Below are 18,490 nucleotides of genomic sequence, written 5' to 3' on the forward strand. Positions count from 1 at the left end.
GTGAACCCGGCTGAGGCGCTCGGACCCTGCCGGACGGCCCCCAGCGGATTCCGGGCCCGGCCTTTAGCTCTCGTGGGTAGACCCCTGAGTTATGAGGCGGTGCGTTCCGGCATCGCCGGAGCTCCGCTTCGTGGAGGGACGTCGGATGATCAGCGCTGTGCCTCAGGACGAGCCGTTCGGAGTGGCGGTGATCCTCACCGATCGCCTCGGGCGGGTCCTGATGCATCTGCGGGACGACATTCCCGGCATCGCATGGCCGGGGTACTGGTCGCTGCCGAGCGGCCTGGCCGAACCGGGCGAGACCCCGGCGGAGGCGATGTCCAGGGAGCTTCGCGAGGAGACGGGCCTCAGCCTCCCCCTGACGCAACGGCTGGAGTCTCCCCCGGGGCCTGATGGTGATCGTGTCGTGTTCTTCACCGGGTTCTGGCATGGGGATCCCGCGACGATCCCGCTGACCGAGGGTGTGAAGCTGGAGTTCTATCCGCTGTCCGGTCTGGCGGGCCTGCGGGTTCCGCCGTTCGTCACCGAAGCGCTCCAGCAACTCCGAGACTCGGGGCTGCTCGGCGGCGAGGCAGACGAGGTCCACCCCTGAACGTCAGGCGGCACCGGCAGGCCTTTCGAGTCAGCCTCGGGCGCGCTCTCGCGACGTGGTCATTTCGGGGCGCCGGGGTTGCGGAACTCGTCGATGAGGACGGGGTACTGCTCTGCTCCATGGCCCGCGGCGATCGCGCGGTCGGCCATCGCCTTGAACAGCTTCGGCAGCTCGGCGTCGACGCCCGCCGCCTCGCTCTCCTCGATCAGGTGCGCCATCGCCCGCGCGTCGGTCTCCAGGGCCGAGACCTCGGCCGGGTAGGAGCCGCGGTCGATCTGCTCGGCGTATCCCGGCAGCCATCCGGCCACCACGCCGGCGATCTGCTGCGCGAACGGCGCGAACGCCGCGGCGTCGACACCGGCCGTCCCGAGCAGGGCGGTGCCCTGGAGCCAGGCGTTCAGGATGCTCCACATCATGGCCAGGCCCGCCACGTCGTAGAGGGACGCGAGCCCGGGGTCCTCGCCGAGGTGGGTGATGGTGCCGAGCGCGCCGAGTGCCGGCTCGTGCTCCTCGAAGTCCCGTCGCGGGCCGCTGTGCAGGATCACCGCCTCGGCGGTGCCGATCACCGGCGGGACGGCCATGATGGCGCCGTCCAGGTAGCGGGCGCCGTGCCGCTCGGCCCACCGGGCGGCATCCCGTGCCTGCGCCGAGCTGCCCGAGGTGAGGTTGACCAGCGTCCTACCGTTCGGCTCGCTCGTGTCGAGCACCTCATGCACGGCCTGGTAGTCGGTGAGGCAGATGATCGCCAACGGGCCGCTCCTGAGCGCGTCGCCGACCGTCGGCGCCAGTCGTGCGCCCGCGGCCACCAGCGGGTCGGCCTTGGAGGCCGTGCGGTTCCATACGGTCACTGGATGCCCGGCCTTCAGGAACGCGCGGGCCAGTGCCTGGCCCATCAGGCCGAGTCCGATGACCGTCACAGGGATGTCGCTGTTGTCGTCCATGGCAGCATCGTCAACGTTGATACCGGTGTGAAGGTCAAGTGAGGATGCGATGCGGATCGGGGAGCTGAGCCGTCGAACGGGTGTCAAAGCCCATCAGCTGCGCTATTACGAGGCGCAGGGCCTGCTGGAGGCGGAGCGCGGCGCGAACGGTTACCGCGAGTACGGCGACGCGGCGGTGGTGCGGGTGAAGCAGATCAGGCACCTGCTCGGTGCCGGTCTGTCCTCTGAGGACATCGCGTACCTGCTGCCCTGCGCGGCCGGGGAGGCCCCGGATCTGCTCGGATGTCCCGAGCTGCTGGCCGCGATGCGGACACGGCTGCGGCGACTGGACGATCAGATGGAGAGGCTCGCCCGGTCCCGCGACGCCCTCACCGGGTTCATCGACGCCGCTGAGCGGACGGGCGGTGAGAGCCCGCCGGTCTTCGCGTGCGCGGAGCCCCTTTCCGCCTGAGACGGGCGGGATGCCGTGCCGCCGCCGGAGACGCGGTCAGCCCTTCAAAGGGTGGCTGGTGGTGCGGCGGTCGAGGATGGTCAGGGTCTCCTCGCACCAGCGGAGGTTCTCGCGCTCGAACGCGAGGCCGCGCATGAGGGTGAGGTAGGGGCCGATCCGGTCGGCGGTGGCCAGGTAGTCCTCTTCGGTGCGGCCGTTCAGGAAGCGGGCCTGGAGCCGCTCGAAGCGGGCGATCTTGGATTCGGCCCAGGACCGGCGCTCGCGGAGGGCGGCCATCACGGCCTCGACGTCCCCCGCGTCCACCGCCTGGACCTGAACCATCAGCTCCTCGCGCATCGCGCCGGGCCGCGGGGGCCTGGCGGTGAACTCGTGCAGGGCGCGGCGGCCCGCCTCGGTGAGGGAGAACAGGCGCTTGTTGGGACGGCGCTCCTGTTGGACGACGCGCGCCTGGATCAGCCCGTCGGCGGCCATCTTGTCCAGCTCCCGGTAGAGCTGCTGGGGAGTGGCCATCCAGAAGTTGGCCACGCCGGCGTCGAAGCTCTTGGACAGGTCGTACCCGGACGCCTCGCCCTCCAGAAGGGTGGCCAGGACCGCGTTCCGCAACGACATGGTCCCGAGCGTAGCGGCCCGTGATCGCCGCCACGCCGCCGCCCGGTGGACGGTCCCCGGCGCCGCGGCTAGTGTAATTTGCACCTATTCAACAAGTTGGATATCTCGGGGGTGTGGCATGCATCCGTTCAGGCGGGCGGTGGAGGCCGGGGACACGGCGGCGATCGCGGGGCTGCTGGCCGACGACGCGGTGTTCACCAGCCCGGTCGTGTTCAAGCCGTACCACGGCAAGGCGATCACGGCGGCGATCGTGCGGGCCGCGGCGCGGGTGTTCGAGGACATCCGCTACGTGCGGGAGATCGTGGGCGCGGACGGCCGCGACCACGCGCTCGTCTTCCAGGCGACCGTGAACGGCCGCGAGGTGCACGGGTGCGACTTCCTCCACCTCGACGAGGACGGCCTGATCGACGAGCTGACGGTCATGGTGCGCCCGCTGTCGGGGGCCACCGCGCTGGCCGAGGCGATGGGCGCGCAGTTCGAGCAGATCGAGCGCGAGGTCCTCAGCTCCTGACCGCCACCCCGCCGGCCGGGGTATGCCGCACGCCATGCGGGCAGACGAGGGCCCTGCCCGGGCGCAGGGACCGCCGCCTCGCGCCGGCCCCCGAAGCCTCACAGATGGATGGTGTCCTGGCCGGAGCGCCCGGCCGTTCTGCCCGTTGGCGCCGGTCCCGGCCGCGGGGCGCCCGCCCATCGGGTAATCACGGTGGACAGCCGCGGCATGACCACGTTCACCATGACCGTGACGAGCACCCCGCTGATGACCGCTGCCCGGGCGGCCATCGGCAGCGCGGCGAGCAGGTCGCCGAAGAGCGCGAGCAGCGCCATCACCACGGCGAACGCCGCCAGCCACGCCACGAGGGTCATCGCGAGCCTGGCCCGCACCGCGGCGCTCACCGCTGCCCGCCCTGCCGGACGGCGTAGGTGGCGAGGACGGGGCCGGAGGCGAACGGCCGGCTCTCGACCAGCTTGAGCAGCGCCGCAGCGCCGTCCTCGAACAGCCGCTGCCCGGACGCGCGCACCACCGGGTACACGACCAGGGTGAGCTGGTCCACCAGGCCCTGGGCGAGCAGCGCGCCGACCAGCTGCCCGCTTCCGTTGACCAGGATGTCGCCGCTCGTCTCCTCCTTCAGCGCGGCGACCCGCTCGGTCAGGTCCGAGCCGATGACCGTGGTGTTGCGCCAGGGCGCCGGTTCGCCGGACGTCACCACGTACTTCGGCATCGAGTTGATCTTGTCGGCGAAGCCGGCCTCGTCCGTGCGGTCCGGCCAGGTGGCCGCGAAGACGTCGTAGGTGGTCCGCCCCAGCAGAAGCGCGTCGCTCGCCATCAGTTCGGCCAGCTTGAGCGCCATGATCTCTTCGTCGTGGTAGTCCATCGCCCAGGTCTCCGGCGCCTCGATCACGCCGTTCAGGGTCATGAACTCCGACACCACCAGCTTGCCCATGGTCAGGCCTCCCGCGTTCCGTTCGGTTCGACGGCTTCGACGCTAGGGCGGCCCGGCATGATAAGTCCAAGACAGGTTCACGCTCTCTGTAATAGCGTTTGTTTATGGAACTCCGGCAGCTCGGGTACTTCGTCGCCGTCGCCGAGGAACGCCACTTCACCCGCGCGGCCGAGCGCGTCCAGGTGGCGCAGCCGGCGGTCAGCCAGCAGATCCGCCGCCTGGAGGCCGAGGTCGGCGAGCCTCTGTTCCGGCGTGATCGGCGCTCCGTCGCCCTGACGGCCGCCGGGGAGGCGCTGCTGCCGCATGCCCGCGCCATGCTCGCCGAGGCCGCCAACGCGAAGGAGTCGATCGCCGCGCTGTCCGGGCTGCTCACCGGGAGCCTCGCGGTCGGTCTGGTCCAGCCGCTGCCCGACCAGCGGGTGCTCGCGCTGCTGGGCGCCTTTCACCGCCGCCATCCGCGGATCCGCCTCACCCTCCGCGAGGACGAGACCGACGGCCTGATCGCCGCCCTGGCCACCGGTGAGCTCGACGCGGCCATCGTCGGCCAGGGCCCGGCCGACACCCCGCTCGCCGCCGAGATGACCCCGCACGTGATCGCCCGGGAGGACGTCGTGGTCGCCCTGCATCCCGACCACCCCCTCGCCTCGCGGGACTCGCTCACCCTCGACGACCTGCGGGAGGAACCCCTCGTCACCGCGCCCCGCACCAGCAAGCTCCGCACCAACATCGAGGCCGCCTGCGCCCGCTTCGGCTTCGTCCCGAACGTGGTCGCCGAGACCCGCGACCTCACCCTCGTCCGCCAGCTCGTCCTCCAGCGGATCGGCCTTGCCGTCCTTCCCGAATCCGCGCTCCAGGGGCCGCCCGCGCTCGCTCGGGTTCCGCTGGCCCGTCCGTCGCTGGAACGCCGGATCGTGCTCGCCGCCCGTCCCCACCACGCCAGCCCAGCGGGCCGCGCCTTCCTCGCCATGGCCCACCGCCGCCTCCTGCCCGACGAAGAGAACGCACGGTGACGTGATCCATCTGCATTCCGGGCCCCCATGAACGAGCAGCAGCACGCCTCCCTCATAGCGGCACTGGTCCGCCGCGCAGGGCCGCGCAGGAGTCCCGCACCGGCCCCTGACCCGTGCAGACCACGTCGCGCGGCCTAGTCGAGCGGCCGCCCGGTGGTCGCGGCGACATGGTCCGGGACGTCATCGTGCCGGTCGCCGATGGTCGGCGTTCCGGTCGGCTCGAACATGAGGATCGAGGCCCCGCCCGGGGCGGACGGCCTGTGCTCGACGCCGCGGGGGACGACGAACACCGCGCCCTTGGGCAGCGTCACGGCGCGTTCGCCTCCTTCTTCGCGGAGCGCGATGGTCAGTTCGCCGTCGAGGACCAAGAAGAACTCGTCGGTGCTGTCATGGGCGTGCCAGAGATGGTCCCCGGCGACCTTGGCGACGCGGACGTCGTAGTCGTTCACCCGCGAGACGATGCGCGGGCTCCACAGGTCGGTGAAGGAGGCCAGCGCGGACTGCAGATCGATCGGTTCGCTCATCCGTCCACCGTCTCGGACGGCCCCGATCCGGTGTGAGTGCTAGGAATCGCATATGTCGCAAGGTTTCTCGCACCGTGTGGTGATGATCGTCGACCGGGGCTCGAACCCGTTCGAGATGGGCGTCGCGACCGAGCTGTTCGGCCTGCGCCGACCCGAGCTCGGAATCCCCTGGTACGACTTCACGCTCTGCGCGCCCGGCCCGGTGGCGATGCACTCGGGAATGTTCACGATGTCGGGGATCCCCGGGTTGGAGGCGGTCGAGGACGCCGACACGGTGATCGTCCCTAACCGTCCCGACCCCGACAACGCTCCCGACGAGAGGGTCCTCGCCGCGATCCGCGGGGCCGCCGACCGGGGCGCACGCCTCGTGAGCTTCTGTACGGGCGCGTTCACGCTCGCGGCCGCCGGCGTGCTCGACGGCCGTCCCGCGACGACCCACTGGCGCTGGGCGGATCTCTTCCGGTCCCGCTTCCCGTCGGTGCGGCTCGAACCCGATGTGCTGTTCGTGGACGACGGTGACGTGCTCACCGCCGCGGGCAGCGCCGCCGCACTCGATCTCGGCCTGCACCTGGTGCGCCGCGACCACGGCGCCGAGATCGCCAACGCCGTCGGCCGCCGCCTGGTCTTCGCTGTGCACCGCGACGGCGGCCAGCGGCAGTTCGTCGAACGTCCCGTCCCCGCGATCCCGGACACCTCGCTGGCGCCCGTCCTGGCCTGGGCCCAGGAGCGCCTCGACCTGCCGCTGACCGTCGCCGACCTGGCCGCCCGCGCCGCGACCAGCGCCGCCACGCTGCACCGCCGCTTCAGGGCCGAACTCGGCACCACCCCGCTGGCCTGGCTGACCGCCGAGCGGGTCGCGCTGGCATGCAGGCTCATCGAGAGAGGCGAGCTCCGGCTGGAGGCCGTCGCGCGCGCCAGCGGTCTGGGCACCTCCGCCAACCTGCGCACCCGGCTACGCCGCCAGACCGGCCTCAGCCCGTCCGCCTACCGCGCCCGGTTCGCCGCGTCCCCGAGGACTGAGCCGCGATCGTAAGAAAAGGCACCTGCCTGCCAATCGACGGGCCTTTCCTGCCAACCATCCGTGCTCCCTGCGGCGTTCAATGGGCGTGAGTGAACCGACGCAGGAAGCCGCGTACGCCACGTTCGCGGCCGCGGCGTGGAAACGCCACTACGGCCTGGCCACGCTGCTGACCGGCGACCCCCACCGCGCCGAAGAGCTCCTCCAGGACTGCCTGGTGAAGCTGTACGTGCGGTGGCGCCGGGTGGCCGACGGCGATCCGGACGCCTACCTGAAACGGATGCTGGTCAACGGCAACGTCAGCTGGTGGCGGCGCAGACGGCGCGAGTTGCTGACCGAGGCCCCCGAACGCCTCGACGCGCGCTCGAACTCCCCGCGGGAACCGGACGACGAGCTGCGCCGGGCGCTGCTCGCCCTGCCCCGCCAGCAGCGCGCCGTCGTCGTGCTGCGGCACTACGCCGACATGACGGAGGCGGCGACCGCCGGCCTCCTCGGATGTTCCGTCGGCACCGTCAAGAGCCAGCACTCCCGGGCGATGAAACGACTCCGTTCGACGCTCGCCCTTCCGCAGACCGAGGAGATCACACGATGAGCGATGAGCAGTTGACCCGGATGCTGCGGTCGGCGACCGACGGTCACCCGATCCCCAGCGCGCCGATCGAGGCCGTGGTGCACCGCGCCCGGCGCGCCCGGCGCAGGCGCCGCACGGCCGCCGGCGCCCTCGGCACCGGCGCGATCGCGCTGGTCGTGGCCGCCGCCACCATCGGCGGGAACGTCGCTTCGGGCGGCGGCGACGGCGACCAAGTGATCGTCCCCGGGCGCGGCGGCGACGTGACCCTGGCCGGTGCCACCGAGGCGACGGCGGGCACGACGTTCCACGTGAAACTGACCTGGACGCTGAGCTCGCGCGGTCGCCGCGAAACGGTGGAGACCTATCAGGGCGCCTTCGACGCCCCCAATCGGCGCGGCTACCTGCGCGGCCCCGGATCGGTGCCGATGGAGCAGCGCTTCATCGGCGACGACTGCTATGTGCTGCGCGGCAAGACATGGCGCAAGCTCGACCATGGGCTGAACGGGCTGACGCGCGGCACCACCGGCCCGCAGGAGCTGACCGCCGACCCCGGGCGGATGCTGCGGATGCTGGCCACGTTCGGAACGCTGACGCCCCAGGGCCGGTCCGGCAGCGGGGCGACGGCGGTGAAGACCTACACGTTCTCCCACGCGGCCCGTCCCGCCGAAGGATCGCCCGCCGGGACGCGGATCACAGGCACGGTGACGATCGGGATCGCGACGCGCAAGATCCAGAAGATCGTGCAGACCACCGTCATCACGAGCGCGACCCCCGAGATCGCCGACCGGGACCCCGTCCGCTTCACCTCCGTCACCGAGTTCTCCGACTACGGGACGCCGGTGAACGTGACGCGTCCGTCCACGTAGACGGACGACGCCGGCCCCGAGGCGCGGCTCGGGGCCGGCGACCGGCCTTGTTGGAGGAGAGCAGGTGACCGACCCCGACGCACGAACAGGTGTTGTGACGGGATCGCCGTGTGCTGCACACGGCTCAGGGTGATGTGGGTAGTGTCAACGTGGAGCCGAGTACCTGACTGAGGGGGTGGGCTCGATGAGCGTGCAGCCGCTCCACCAAGAGCCGGATCCGCGGGACCCGCAGGTCATCGTGGACAGTCTCCCCGAGGAAGAACGGGACTTCTTCCTCTCCCAGTACAGGGAACGTGCCCACGCCGCAGCCGACGACCTCACCGGCTACAAGGCGCTCCAGCGGTTCTTGAACGTGTGGAGCATTCGCGCGCGGACGCAACGTCCCTCCAGCAAGGAGATCCAAGACCGGATCCAGGAGATCCACGACGGCGCCCCCACGGTCCCGATCGAGGAAGTCCTCGCCCAGCAACTCGGCATGTCCCGCGCTGATGCCGCCGCCTGGTGGCAACAGAAAGTCGAACAAGCCGCAGAGGGTCGCTGAAGGTCGGCAAACTACGGCCCATGACCTACCGGGCCGAGCTCTCCCCAGAAGTGATCCGGCAGCTCGCCGGCATCCCCGAGCAGGCACGGCTCGCGCTCGCTGAGACCCTTGGCGTCATCGTCGCCGACCCTCACGACCCGACCACCAGCGAACCGACGCCGGACCCGCGGATCAGGCAGGCCGTGTTCGGCGGCGTGGGTCTCGTCGAGTACCTGATCTGGGACGAACTGCTCGTGGTAGTCGCGGTGGACCTCATCTGGGGTGGCTGATCCCGGCTTTAGCGGGCGGGGCGTTCGTAGATGAGTTCTCGGCCGTCGTCTTCGTCCCATTGCTCGCCTACGTGGGTGAAGCCTTGGCCGGCGATGGTGGCCAGGGACGCCTCGTTGTCGGGGCTGATCGTGGCGCGGACGGTGGTGACGGACGGTTCGGCGGCGGCGCGTTCGAGGAGGGCGGCGAGCATCGCGCGGGCGTAGCCCTTGCGGCGGTGGGCGGGGTCGACGGAGTAGGCGATCTCGACGGTCCCGTTCTCGTCCGGGGCGCCGTGGAAGCCCGCGTGGCCGACGACCACGCCCTCAGGCTCGGCGACGGCGGCCCGGACGATCCAGGGGGCGTGGGACGGGTCGCGGTCGAGTTGGGCGAGGCGGAAGCGCCACAGGAACTTCGCGTCGTCGGTGGTGAAGTAGTCGGTGAGGGGGACCCCGGCGACCGCGCCGGCGCCCTCCAGGTCGTCCTCCAGCAGGGCCTTCATCGCGGCGGGCGGCAGTTCGGCGAAGCGGACGGCGGGTGGCATGGGCGGCTCCTCGGGTCGGGGGCGATCACCTTATGTGGGTCGGCCCAACGGCCGCCAGCGATTAAACGGGGCGGCGGTTCTCCGCGTGGTGGTCGACGACGCGGAGCAGCAGTTCGGTGAGGCGGGCGCGCTCGTCCGGCGACAGGGGGGCGAGCAGGTCGTCCTGGATGCGGCCGAGGACCTCCTCGAGTTCCGCCAGGTGGCGGGAGCCCTCGGGGGTGAGCGTGATGACGTTGCGCCGCCGGTCGGACGGGTCGGGGGAGCGGTCGACCAGGTTCTTGGCGGCCAGCTCGTTCAGGGCGGCGACCACGTCGCTGCGGTCGATGGCCGAGCGGCGGCCGAGGTCGGCCTGGCTGGACGGGCCGTACTCGTCGAGGGCGGCGAGCAGCCGGTAGTGGTAGCCGCGGGCGCCGGCCGCGGCGAATCCCTCGGCGAGCAGGCGGTGGCTGTGCGCGGACGCCAGGTTGATCAGCCAGCTCGGGGTGTGCCGGAGCCGCGTGGGCGTCCGGTCGTCGGACGTCGTCATGCGGACAGTGTAGGGGCTTGTTGGTTCGGCCAACGATCAGCTAATGTTGGCAGCGCCAATGTTGGTGTCACCAATGAATGAGGAATCATGGACGACCGTGCCGAACTCTCCGCCCTCGTCAGCCGCCTGGGACTGTGGCTGGACGACAAGAGCCCCGGCGACGGGCGGGCCGTCTTCACCGAGGACGTCGAGGCCCGCACGCTGGGCGGCGTCGCGAAGGGGATCGAAGCCGTCGTCGCGCAGGCGCGCCGGAACCACACGGTGCCGACCCAGCACTTCATCACCAACCCCCTGATCGACGTGCACGGCGACCAGGCCGCGATCGGCGCGAACCTGCTGGTGGTCTTCGCCCGGGACGAAGGCCTGCGCCTCCTGGGCGAGCGCTACGAGTTGCGCGCCGTCCGGACGGCGGACGGATGGCGGATCAGCCGGGTCGAGGTCCGTCCGATCTGGGAAGCCGCGAATGTCTGAGACCGGCCCGCCTCACGGAGACGTGAGTTGGTCAGAGAGGGCCTTGAGGCGGGCGCGGGCGTCGGAGTCGTAGGCCTGGGCGTTCGCGCGCGCTTCCTGGAGCCCGTCGAAGAATCGGCCGGACACGTCGTCCAGGGCAGGGTCGGTGACGAGGCGGTGAGTGGCGCGGACGCCCTCCTCCAGAGTGCTGATCGGCGCGGACACCATCTTGGTCGGCATGTAGGTGGCCGGGTGCAGGGCGTTCGCGGTGACGCCCGTCCCGGCCAGTTCGGCGGCGAGGTCGATCGTGAACAGGATCTGGGCGAGCTTGCTCTGGCAGTACGCCCGCACCCCGCTGTACCCGCGAGTGATCATCACGTCGTCGAAGTCGATGGCCTGCTGGCCGAGGCTGCTGACGTTGACGATCCGGGCGGGCGCGGAGGCGGTCAGGGTGGGCAGCAGGAGCCGGGTGAGCAGGTAGCCGGACAGGTAGTTCACCTGGAACGTCAGCTCGTGGCCGTCCGCGCTCTCCCGCCGCGGGCCGTCGGCGCCGATGCCCGCGTTGTTGACCAGGACGTCCAGGCGCGGGTGGTCGGCGCGGACGGCCTCGGCGAGCGCGCGGGTCTCGGCGAGCGAGGACAGGTCGGCGCGGTACCAGGAGGCCCTGCCGCCGATCTCCTGGAGGGACGCCTCGCCGCGGCGGTCGTCCCGTCCGTGGACGAGGACCGTGGCGCCTTCGGCGGCCAGCTCGGCGGCCAGGGCGCGACCGAGCCCGTCGGTCGCGCCCGTGATGAGGATGGTCTGCTGATCGATGGGACGCATGTTCTCCATGGTGCCCGGCGCGCGGCGGTCAGGGGCGGTCGAAGAAGTCCTGGACGAGCTTGACGAACTCGTCGGGCCGCTCGGCCATCGCCACGTGGCCGGTGTCGAGCTCGGCGTACTCGCTGCCGCGGATGCCCGAGGACAGCTCCCAGTGGTTCTCGACGGGGATCGTCTGGTCGCGGGTCGCGCCGATGACCAGGGTGGGCGCCGCGACCCGGGGCAGCAGCGGCCGGATGTCGATCCGCGAGACCAGGTCGATCTGCCGCAGCCGGTCGTCGTTCAGGCCCATGAACGCGTGCTGCTGCTCGACCGCGTCATGCCCGATCCGGTTGAGGAACGCGCGGCTGAACGCGGTGAGTGTCGCGAACCGTCCGAAGCTCTCGGGGCTGCCGGCGAGGCTCGACCAGAGGGTCATGTACTGCCGGACGTACTCGTCGCCCGCGTGGGACAGGCCCGCGACGGGCACCAGCCGCCGGACGAGGTCCGGTCGCAGCGCCGCGGCCGCGACGGCGATCGGGGCGCCGAGCGAGAACCCGACCATGTCGGCGGGGCCCGTGCCGGCTTCCTCGATCACGGCGTTGACCTGCGCGCCGAGCCCCTCGATGGTGAGCGGGGAGCCGTCGTCGACGGCGGGGTCGCTGCCGGAGAGGTCGGGCAGGACGACGGTGCGGTGATCGGTGAACCGGTCGAGCATCTGGTCCCACATGGCCGAGCCGGGCCCGACGCCGTGCACGAGGACGAGCGCGGGACCCGAGCCTTCGACGCGGTAGGGGACGGTGGCGTTTCCAACTGTGACCTTCGGCATGGCGGTCGTCCTTCTCGGTGGTGTCGCTGGACGCCGTCAACGCTTGCAAGGCCGGGCCGCGATGAGAATCGGACGGCTCTGGCTAGGACAACCGGTCCCAGTCTCAGCTATACGGGCATTACGGACGGAGCGGAATCATGGGGGCATGGAGATGGACCGCAAGGAGCTCGCCGACTTTCTCCGCCGCTCCCGCGAGCGGCTCCGCCCGCAGGAGGTCGGGCTGGCGGCGGGCCCCCGGCGCCGCACCCCGGGGCTGCGCCGCGAGGAGGTGTCGCAGCTCGCCGGCATGTCGGCGGACTACTACATGCGCCTTGAGCAGGCCCGCAGCCCGCAGCCGTCCACGCAGCTGCTCGGCGCGCTCGCCCGCGCGCTGCGGCTCACGATCGACGAGCGCGACCACCTGTACGTCCTCGCCGGGCACCGGCCGCCCGCCGGGCCGTTCGCGGGCGAGTACGTCCGGCCGAGCATGCTGTACCTGCTGGACCGGCTGCACGAGACGCCGGCGCAGATCATCGGCGACCTCGGTGACCTGCTGGCGCAGAACGCGCTGGCCGAGGCCCTTTTCGGATGCGTCTGCACGGTCGAGGAGCCCAACCGGAACATCGTGTGGCGGTGGTTCACCGACCCGTTCGTCCGGGAGGCGTACCCGGAGGAGGAGCACGAGCCGCACGGCCGCCGGCACGTCGCCCAGCTGCGGGCGGCCGTCGCGCGGCGGGGCAACGACGCGGCGGCGTCCGCCCTGGTCGAACGGCTGCACGCGGCCAGCGACGAGTTCACCCGGGTCTGGGAACGGCACGAGGTCGCCGTCGAGCGCACCAGCCGGTTGAAGGTCGTGCACCCGGAGGTCGGCTTCATCGAGTTCGACACCGAGGCGCTGCTGACCCCGGCCGAGGACCAGCGGCTCTTCGTGTTCACACCGCCGCCCGGCACCGGCAGCATCGAGTCCCTCGACCTGCTGCGCGTCATCGGCCCCGAGACCGCGCACCGCAGCCACCGCTGACCGGCGTCACCCGGCGGTGAGCCGCCACAGGGACGTGGTCTCGGCGGCGCGGGCCGCGTGGAGGGGGTCGTCGGGATCGGCGGCGCGCGGGTGGCGCGGCGCGGTGTCGAGCCTGCCCGCGACCCGCAGGCCGGACGAGGCGATCATCTCCAGGAGCTCGTCCCGCGTGCGGAGGCCCAGGTGCTCGGCCAGGTCGGAAAGGATCAGCCAGCCTTCCCCGCCCGGTTCGAGGTGGTCGGCGAGACCGGACAGGAAGCCGCGGAGCATCCGGCTGCCCGGATCGTAGACGGCGTGCTCCAAGGGGGTGCTGGGCTTGCCCGGAACCCAGGGAGGGTTGCAGACAGCTAGACCGGCGCGTCCGTCCGGGAAGAGGTCGGCTTGCACGACCTCGACGTTCACGCTTAGCCGCTCGACGTTCTCCTGGGCGCAGGCCAGTGCGCGCGGGTCCTGGTCAGTGGCGACGACGTGCTCGATGCCACGACGTGCCAGTACCGCTGCCAGGACGCCCGTACCGGTTCCTATGTCGAACGCCGTTTTCGTCGGCGGTAGTGGTGCCTCGCCCACCAGGTCTACGTACTCGCCCCTGATCGGGGAGAAGACGCCGTAGTGGGGGTGTATGCGGTCGCCGCCGAGCGCCGGGATCGGGACGCCCTTCTCGCGCCATTCGTGGGCGCCGATCAGGCCGAGCAGTTCTCGCAGTGAGGTGATGTAGGGCTGGTCGTCCGGCCCGTAGGCCTCCGTGCAGGCGTCCTGGACGTCCGGGGCTCGCCGTAGCGGAATCACGTGACCGGGGTCGAACGGTATGAGCAGCATGCCGAGCGTCCGCGCGCGCTGGGCGCGTGCCTGCCGGTACAGGTGGAACGCCTGCGCGCGGTCCGGTTCGGGCTTGTTCTTGCGCCGCCGTGGGGGACGGTCGATCCGGCGTGCCATGGCCTGGAGAAGCTGCCGCGCGTTCTGGAAGTCACCGCGCCACAGAAGCGCGGTGCCTTCGCACGCCAGGCGATAGGCGTCGTCCGCGCGCGTCTCGTCGTCGGCGAGCACGACGCGGCGGGGCGGCTGGGCGCCGCTCTCCGACCGCCAGCGGACGCGATGGTCCCGGCCGCCCTCCTGCCAGGAGATCTCGTCCACAGGAGTACCGTATCGGCGTGCGTCTACCTGGGGCATTGCATGCCGCCAACGAAGGCCTCGCCTTCCTGCTGGAACTCGCCGCCATCGCGGCGCTCGCCTGGTGGGGTTTCACGACGGGCGGGAACGTGCTGGTCAACATCGTCCTGGGGCTCGGGGCGCCCGCGGCCGCGATCGTCCTGTGGGGCATGTTCGCCGCGCCACGGGCCCGCTTCAAGATCCCGCTGGCGCTCGTCCTGCTGGTGAAGGCCGCCGTTTTCGGTGCCGGCGCGCTCGCCTTCTACGGCGTCGGCCATGCCGCGGCGGCCGTCGCCTTCGCGGTTATCGCCCTGCTCAACACGGCCCTCGCGACCGCCGACCGCGAGGCCCACTTCCGCACGGCCGCCGAGTGAGGCGTCCGCCGGCCCGCCCTCAGGCGAGGTCGGCGCTGGAAAGGTGGGTGGACGTCTCGGCCAGCCTGTGCAGGGCCGCCTCCGAGGGCGAGCCAGGTTCGGCGGCGTAGAGCATGAGGCGGCTGAGGTCGGGGTCGCCGGGCAGGTGCAGGGTCTCGAACGGCAGGACGAGCCGTCCCACCTCGGGATGGTCGATGCGGGCCTCGCCGTTCGTCAGGTCCGTGACGTGGTGCGCCGACCACAGGCGGCCGAACTCCGGACTCCGCTCCCGCAGGCAGTCGATGACGGCGCGCAGGTGCGGGTCGTCCGGGTCCTGGCCGGAGCGGAACCGCAGGTAGGCCGCGTTGCGGCGGGCCACCGTCGGCCAGTTGGCGCCGAGCCGGGCCTTGTAGTCGGGGTTCAGGTGGATCTGGTGCGACCAGGTCCGCTCGTCCGGCGGGACGTTCGCCAGGTCGACGAACACGGCGGCGGTGAGCCGGTTCCACGCGACCACGTTCGTGTAATGCCCGACGACATAGGCGGGCGCGTGCGTGAACGCGTCGAGCAGGTGCTGCAGCGGGGCCCGCAGGCGCGGAGGCGCGGTGACGGGCGCGCGGCGCGGCGGGTGGGCGAGCCGGTGCAGGTGGGCGTGCTCGTCGCCGTCCAGCCGAAGCGCCCGCGAGATCGCGTCCAGGACCTCGGTGGACACGCCGTCGGCGGTGCCCTGCTCAAGCCTGATGTAGTACGCGACGCTGACCCCGGCGAGCTGCGCCAGCTCCTCGCGCCGCAGGCCGGGGACGCGCCGCCGCGTCCCGTAGGAGGGCAGGCCGGCGTCGTCGGGACGCAGCCGCGCCCGCCGCGACTTGAGGAACTCGCCGAGTTCGCCGTTGCGCGCCATGCAGCCGAGGCTATCCGGGGCCGCCCCGGGCGAGGATCGACGGGTCAGGCGGTCCTGGTGGTGATGTCACCGTTGCTCGTGGTCAGGTCGAGCAGGTGCCGGCCGGACGAGTCGCCCGGGATGCCGAGCTTCCGGTCGCCGTTGCTGGTGTGCGTGCTGACGCGGTAGCGCCCTTGCGGCATGGTGAGGGTGATGTCGCCGTTGGACGTCTTCGCGCGGACGTTCTGCGGGGAACCGGGCGTCAGGGTGATCGAGCCGTTGGACGTCTCGGCGTCGACGGCGCCCTTGAGGCCGCTCCCCCGGATCTTGCCGTTGGACGTCCGGGCCTTGACCGGCCCCTCGACACCGTCGAGATGGACCGAGCCTGAATGAGTGGACACGTCCACCTTGCCCACCTTCGACAGGGTGATGGAGCCGTTCGAGGTGCTGCCGGACACGGGGACGCCGGCCGGGAGTTCGACCGTGTAGCTCACCGAGCAGCGGGAGCCGCAGCCGCGCAGCGTAAGGACGCCGTTCTCGATCTGGTGCGTGGGCCCGTCGGGCTTGTCACCGCGGTACTTGACCTCCCGGTGCAGGGTCATCTTGGGCGCCCCACCGCGCAGCGTCACGCTGCCGGACCCGATCTGGTCCAGCCGCACAGCGGTGACCTTGCCCTTCAGCGTGGCGTCGTCCTCGTAGGTGGAAGCGAATGCCACGTCGCATGCGCTGAGGGCGGTCACGCTGACCGCGGCTAGGGCGAGGGCGAGAACCTTGCCACGCACTGGGAAGCCTCCTGGTCGATCCGGCTGAACGCTGCTGAGCCTAGGAAGACGGGTCCCGGATGGCCGTCACGCCAGGGAGCCAGGTTGGCTCTCCCTCCCAGGTCGCTGAGCCTGCTACTGGGAGTAGTACGAACGGGCGGGGACTGGGTAAGCGCGCCCAGCGCAACGAGGGTCTCTGCCATGACCGCACTCACCACCGCTGTGTCCGCTCCCCAGGAGCGGATGTCGTCACGGCACAAGCTGGTACTGACCCTCCTGCTCGGCGCGCAGTTCATGCTCGCCATCGACTTCTCCATCCTGAACGTGGCGATGCCCGTCGTCGGCAGAGGACTGGGCTTCGGACTGGACCAACTCCAGTGGATCGCCACCGCGTTCGCCCTCCCCGCTGCCGGATTCACGCTGCTGTTCGGCCGCGTGGCCGATCTGTTCGGGCGGCGCCGGATGCTGCTCGCGGGCATGGCGCTCCTGGCCGGAGGGTCCCTGGTCGGCGGGCTGGCCACCTCACCGGCGCTGCTGCTCACCGGACGCGTCCTTCAGGGGCTCGCCACGGCGATCGCCACCCCGGCCGCGCTGTCGCTGCTCACCACGTCCTTCCCGGAGGGGACGCTGCGGACGCGGGCGCTCGGGCTCAGCGGCGCGCTGATGTCGGCCGGGTTCACCGTCGGCGCGATCCTCGGCGGGCTGCTGACCGACCTGCTGAGCTGGCGCTGGGCCTTCCTCGTCAACGTGCCGGTGGCGGTGCTGATCCTCGCGGTCACGCCCGCCGTGGTCGCGGAGAGCCGGTCCCGGGACGGGGCGAGGCTGGACGTTCCCGGCGCGGTGACCGTGACCGGCGGCCTCCTCGCCCTCGTCTACGGGATCACGTCCGCCGGGTCGGCCGGCTGGGGCTCCCCGGCCGCGCTCGGCGCGCTGGCCGCCGCCGCGGTCCTGCTCACCGCGTTCATCCTGGTCGAGCGGCGGTCCCCGGCCCCGCTCGCGCCGCTGAGCGTCCTCACCCGCCGCACCGTCACCTGGGGCAACGTGGGCGGTTTCGTCGCGTTCGCCACGGAGACGTCGCTGGTGTTCCTGATGACGCTCTACCTCCAGAAGGTCCTGGGCTTCTCGCCGCTGGCGACCGGGCTGGCGCTCGGCGTCCTCGGCGCGGGGACGTTCGCCGGAGGCGTCGCCGCGCCCCGCCTCATGGGACGGCTCGGCGGCCGGGCGACGCTCGTGTCCGGCCTCGTCCTGCAGGCCGCCGCCACCGTCGCGCTGCTGGGCCTCGGGGAGTCGCGCGGCGCCCTCGGCCTGCTGCTCGCCGCCACCGCGATCGGCGGGTTCGGGAACCTCGTCGCGATCGTCGCCTTCATGGGGATCGCGACGTCCGGGCTGCCGGACCGCGAGCAGGGCCTCGCGACCGGGCTCGCCACGATGACGCAGCAGGTCGCGATCACCCTCGGCATCCCGGTGATGAGCGCGGTGGCCACGGCGAACGCGTCCGTCCTCGGCGGCGTCCACACGGCGACGGCCGTGAACGTCGCCGTCGTCCTCGCGGGAGCGGCCCTCGCCGGCGCGTTCCTGCGCCGTTCGTAGGGGACCGCCGTGGATCTCGAACTCGAAGGCAGGGTCTACATCGTGACCGGCGCGTCCGCCGGGATCGGCGAGGCGACCGCCGCCCTCCTGGCCCGCGAGGGAGCCCAGGTCGTGCGGGTGGCGCGCTCCCCCGTCGACGTGGCCGCCGACCTCACCCGGCCCGACGCCGCGCAGCAGATCGTGGACGTCGCGCTGGAACGGCACGGACGCCTTGACGGCCTCGTCAACAACGCGGGCGCCCTCGAATCGCGGATCGGTTTCCTCGACGTCACCGACGCCCAATGGCACGCGACGTTCGAGCTCAACCTGCACGCTGCAGTGCGCATGGCCCGGGCCGCACTGCCCGCACTCATCGACCAGGGGGCGGGGAGCATCGTGCACGTCTCAAGCGAGGCCGCCCGTTTCCCCGACACGCCACTGGTCGACTATGCGGCGTCCAAGACGGCGCTGCTGTCGGTGTCCAAGACGCTGGCGGGGGAGTTCGGACCCTGCGGGATCCGTTCCAACGTCGTCGCTCCTGGCCCGACCCGTACGCGGCTGTGGGACGAGCCCGGAGGGTTCGCCGACCAGCTCGCCGACCAGTACGGCCTACCGGTGGAGGAGGCGATCCAACGGTTCGTCCAGGACGAACGGCGGCTCCCCACCGGACGGCTTGGCACGCCCCAGGACGTCGCACGGGTCATCACTTTCCTGCTGTCACCGCTGGCCGCCCAAGTCACCGGCGCCGAATGGGCCGTGGACGGGGGAGCGCTACGGCAACTCTGAGCCGGCGTGCCGGACGTCACGGGCGTCCGGCACGCTGCCCCCC

The 18,490-nt window shown here is 71.7% G+C and carries 26 protein-coding genes; 14 read left to right on the forward strand and 12 right to left on the reverse strand.

Annotated features, from left to right (window positions below):
• The first annotated feature begins 145 nt into the window (after positions 1-145).
• Positions 146-592, forward strand: a complete 447-nt coding sequence (locus AB0K37_RS03010) for an NUDIX domain-containing protein (protein WP_363973892.1) — start codon at positions 146-148, stop codon at positions 590-592.
• 59 nt (positions 593-651) lie between these two features.
• Here AB0K37_RS03010 and AB0K37_RS03015 read toward each other — a convergent pair whose 3' ends face one another.
• Positions 652-1,533 carry an NAD(P)-binding domain-containing protein gene (locus tag AB0K37_RS03015; protein ID WP_363973895.1) on the reverse strand — a complete coding sequence of 294 codons (882 nt, stop codon included), beginning with the start codon at positions 1,531-1,533 and terminating at the stop codon, positions 652-654.
• 49 nt (positions 1,534-1,582) lie between these two features.
• Between AB0K37_RS03015 and AB0K37_RS03020 the strand changes: the two genes are divergently transcribed.
• Positions 1,583-1,984, forward strand: a complete 402-nt coding sequence (locus AB0K37_RS03020) for a MerR family transcriptional regulator (protein ID WP_363973898.1) — start codon at positions 1,583-1,585, stop codon at positions 1,982-1,984.
• A gap of 36 nt (positions 1,985-2,020) precedes the next feature.
• On the opposite strand, the gene AB0K37_RS03025 is transcribed toward AB0K37_RS03020, so the two are convergent.
• Positions 2,021-2,593, reverse strand: a complete 573-nt coding sequence (locus AB0K37_RS03025; protein ID WP_363973901.1) for a PadR family transcriptional regulator — start codon at positions 2,591-2,593, stop codon at positions 2,021-2,023.
• A 118-nt stretch (positions 2,594-2,711) separates the two neighbouring features.
• On the opposite strand from AB0K37_RS03025, the gene AB0K37_RS03030 reads away from it, so the two are divergent.
• A complete protein-coding gene (locus AB0K37_RS03030) occupies positions 2,712-3,104 on the forward strand; it encodes a nuclear transport factor 2 family protein (RefSeq protein WP_363973904.1) in 393 nt (130 codons plus the stop codon).
• Between the two features lie 98 nt (positions 3,105-3,202).
• Here AB0K37_RS03030 and AB0K37_RS03035 read toward each other — a convergent pair whose 3' ends face one another.
• Positions 3,203-3,487, reverse strand: a complete 285-nt coding sequence (locus AB0K37_RS03035; protein WP_363973907.1) for a hypothetical protein — start codon at positions 3,485-3,487, stop codon at positions 3,203-3,205.
• Positions 3,484-4,035, reverse strand: a complete 552-nt coding sequence (locus AB0K37_RS03040) for a dihydrofolate reductase family protein (protein ID WP_363973910.1) — start codon at positions 4,033-4,035, stop codon at positions 3,484-3,486. The genes AB0K37_RS03035 and AB0K37_RS03040 overlap by 4 nt, the downstream gene beginning before the upstream one ends.
• 104 nt (positions 4,036-4,139) lie before the next feature.
• Here AB0K37_RS03040 and AB0K37_RS03045 point away from each other — a divergent pair, with 104 nt between their 5' ends.
• On the forward strand, positions 4,140-5,045 hold the full coding sequence (locus tag AB0K37_RS03045; protein WP_363973913.1) for a LysR substrate-binding domain-containing protein: 906 nt from the start codon (positions 4,140-4,142) through the stop codon (positions 5,043-5,045).
• 134 nt (positions 5,046-5,179) lie between these two features.
• On the opposite strand, the gene AB0K37_RS03050 is transcribed toward AB0K37_RS03045, so the two are convergent.
• Positions 5,180-5,569, reverse strand: coding sequence for a cupin domain-containing protein (locus AB0K37_RS03050; protein ID WP_363973916.1), 390 nt, complete (start codon positions 5,567-5,569; stop codon positions 5,180-5,182).
• A 76-nt stretch (positions 5,570-5,645) separates the two neighbouring features.
• Here AB0K37_RS03050 and AB0K37_RS03055 point away from each other — a divergent pair, with 76 nt between their 5' ends.
• The 5 genes from AB0K37_RS03055 (at position 5,646) to AB0K37_RS03075 (ending at position 8,834) form a co-directional block, all read left to right on the forward strand.
• On the forward strand, positions 5,646-6,602 hold the full coding sequence (locus AB0K37_RS03055) for a helix-turn-helix domain-containing protein (protein ID WP_363974112.1): 957 nt from the start codon (positions 5,646-5,648) through the stop codon (positions 6,600-6,602).
• 73 nt (positions 6,603-6,675) lie between these two features.
• Positions 6,676-7,179 (forward strand): SigE family RNA polymerase sigma factor, encoded by a 504-nt coding sequence (locus tag AB0K37_RS03060; RefSeq protein ID WP_363973919.1) that lies wholly within the window; start codon positions 6,676-6,678, stop codon positions 7,177-7,179.
• Complete coding sequence (locus AB0K37_RS03065; RefSeq protein ID WP_363973922.1) at positions 7,176-8,024, forward strand: hypothetical protein; 849 nt, start codon at positions 7,176-7,178, stop codon at positions 8,022-8,024. The genes AB0K37_RS03060 and AB0K37_RS03065 overlap by 4 nt, the downstream gene beginning before the upstream one ends.
• A 184-nt stretch (positions 8,025-8,208) precedes the next feature.
• Entirely contained in the window at positions 8,209-8,565 is a 357-nt protein-coding gene (locus AB0K37_RS03070; protein WP_363973925.1) for a DUF6247 family protein, read from the forward strand.
• Between the two features lie 20 nt (positions 8,566-8,585).
• A complete protein-coding gene (locus AB0K37_RS03075) occupies positions 8,586-8,834 on the forward strand; it encodes a hypothetical protein (RefSeq protein ID WP_363973928.1) in 249 nt (82 codons plus the stop codon).
• Between the two features lie 8 nt (positions 8,835-8,842).
• Here the strand turns inward: AB0K37_RS03075 and AB0K37_RS03080 are convergent, their stop codons facing one another.
• The gene (locus AB0K37_RS03080; protein WP_363973931.1) at positions 8,843-9,355 is read right to left on the reverse strand and encodes a GNAT family protein; all 513 of its coding nucleotides are present in this window, start codon (positions 9,353-9,355) and stop codon (positions 8,843-8,845) included.
• A 61-nt stretch (positions 9,356-9,416) separates the two neighbouring features.
• Positions 9,417-9,881 carry a MarR family transcriptional regulator gene (locus AB0K37_RS03085; RefSeq protein WP_363973933.1) on the reverse strand — a complete coding sequence of 155 codons (465 nt, stop codon included), beginning with the start codon at positions 9,879-9,881 and terminating at the stop codon, positions 9,417-9,419.
• 87 nt (positions 9,882-9,968) lie between these two features.
• On the opposite strand from AB0K37_RS03085, the gene AB0K37_RS03090 reads away from it, so the two are divergent.
• Positions 9,969-10,352 (forward strand): nuclear transport factor 2 family protein, encoded by a 384-nt coding sequence (locus AB0K37_RS03090; RefSeq protein ID WP_363973936.1) that lies wholly within the window; start codon positions 9,969-9,971, stop codon positions 10,350-10,352.
• Positions 10,353-10,364: 12 nt separating this feature from the next.
• Here AB0K37_RS03090 and AB0K37_RS03095 read toward each other — a convergent pair whose 3' ends face one another.
• Both AB0K37_RS03095 and AB0K37_RS03100 read right to left on the reverse strand, forming a co-directional pair.
• A complete protein-coding gene (locus AB0K37_RS03095; protein WP_363973939.1) occupies positions 10,365-11,153 on the reverse strand; it encodes an SDR family NAD(P)-dependent oxidoreductase in 789 nt (262 codons plus the stop codon).
• A gap of 28 nt (positions 11,154-11,181) precedes the next feature.
• Complete coding sequence (locus AB0K37_RS03100; RefSeq protein ID WP_363973942.1) at positions 11,182-11,958, reverse strand: alpha/beta hydrolase; 777 nt, start codon at positions 11,956-11,958, stop codon at positions 11,182-11,184.
• Positions 11,959-12,103: 145 nt separating this feature from the next.
• Here AB0K37_RS03100 and AB0K37_RS03105 point away from each other — a divergent pair, with 145 nt between their 5' ends.
• Positions 12,104-12,958 carry a helix-turn-helix transcriptional regulator gene (locus AB0K37_RS03105; protein ID WP_345178759.1) on the forward strand — a complete coding sequence of 285 codons (855 nt, stop codon included), beginning with the start codon at positions 12,104-12,106 and terminating at the stop codon, positions 12,956-12,958.
• Between the two features lie 6 nt (positions 12,959-12,964).
• Here the strand turns inward: AB0K37_RS03105 and AB0K37_RS03110 are convergent, their stop codons facing one another.
• On the reverse strand, positions 12,965-14,086 hold the full coding sequence (locus tag AB0K37_RS03110; RefSeq protein ID WP_363973946.1) for a class I SAM-dependent methyltransferase: 1,122 nt from the start codon (positions 14,084-14,086) through the stop codon (positions 12,965-12,967).
• 17 nt (positions 14,087-14,103) lie between these two features.
• Here AB0K37_RS03110 and AB0K37_RS03115 point away from each other — a divergent pair, with 17 nt between their 5' ends.
• The gene (locus AB0K37_RS03115) at positions 14,104-14,475 is read left to right on the forward strand and encodes a YrdB family protein (RefSeq protein ID WP_363973949.1); all 372 of its coding nucleotides are present in this window, start codon (positions 14,104-14,106) and stop codon (positions 14,473-14,475) included.
• A 19-nt stretch (positions 14,476-14,494) separates the two neighbouring features.
• On the opposite strand, the gene AB0K37_RS03120 is transcribed toward AB0K37_RS03115, so the two are convergent.
• Together AB0K37_RS03120 and AB0K37_RS03125 are read right to left on the reverse strand one after the other, a co-directional pair.
• A complete protein-coding gene (locus AB0K37_RS03120; RefSeq protein ID WP_363973951.1) occupies positions 14,495-15,352 on the reverse strand; it encodes a helix-turn-helix transcriptional regulator in 858 nt (285 codons plus the stop codon).
• Between the two features lie 44 nt (positions 15,353-15,396).
• Entirely contained in the window at positions 15,397-16,113 is a 717-nt protein-coding gene (locus AB0K37_RS03125) for a DUF4097 family beta strand repeat-containing protein (RefSeq protein ID WP_363973954.1), read from the reverse strand.
• Between the two features lie 180 nt (positions 16,114-16,293).
• On the opposite strand from AB0K37_RS03125, the gene AB0K37_RS03130 reads away from it, so the two are divergent.
• Both AB0K37_RS03130 and AB0K37_RS03135 read left to right on the forward strand, forming a co-directional pair.
• Positions 16,294-17,682, forward strand: coding sequence for an MFS transporter (locus AB0K37_RS03130; protein WP_363973957.1), 1,389 nt, complete (start codon positions 16,294-16,296; stop codon positions 17,680-17,682).
• 9 nt (positions 17,683-17,691) lie between these two features.
• Positions 17,692-18,447, forward strand: a complete 756-nt coding sequence (locus AB0K37_RS03135) for an SDR family oxidoreductase (RefSeq protein WP_363973960.1) — start codon at positions 17,692-17,694, stop codon at positions 18,445-18,447.
• Positions 18,448-18,490 lie beyond the last annotated feature (43 nt).

Origin of the sequence: Actinomadura sp. NPDC049753 (assembly GCF_040674655.1) — a bacterium.
In the GTDB taxonomy this organism is placed as follows: Bacteria; Actinomycetota; Actinomycetes; order Streptosporangiales; family Streptosporangiaceae; genus Spirillospora; species Spirillospora verrucosospora.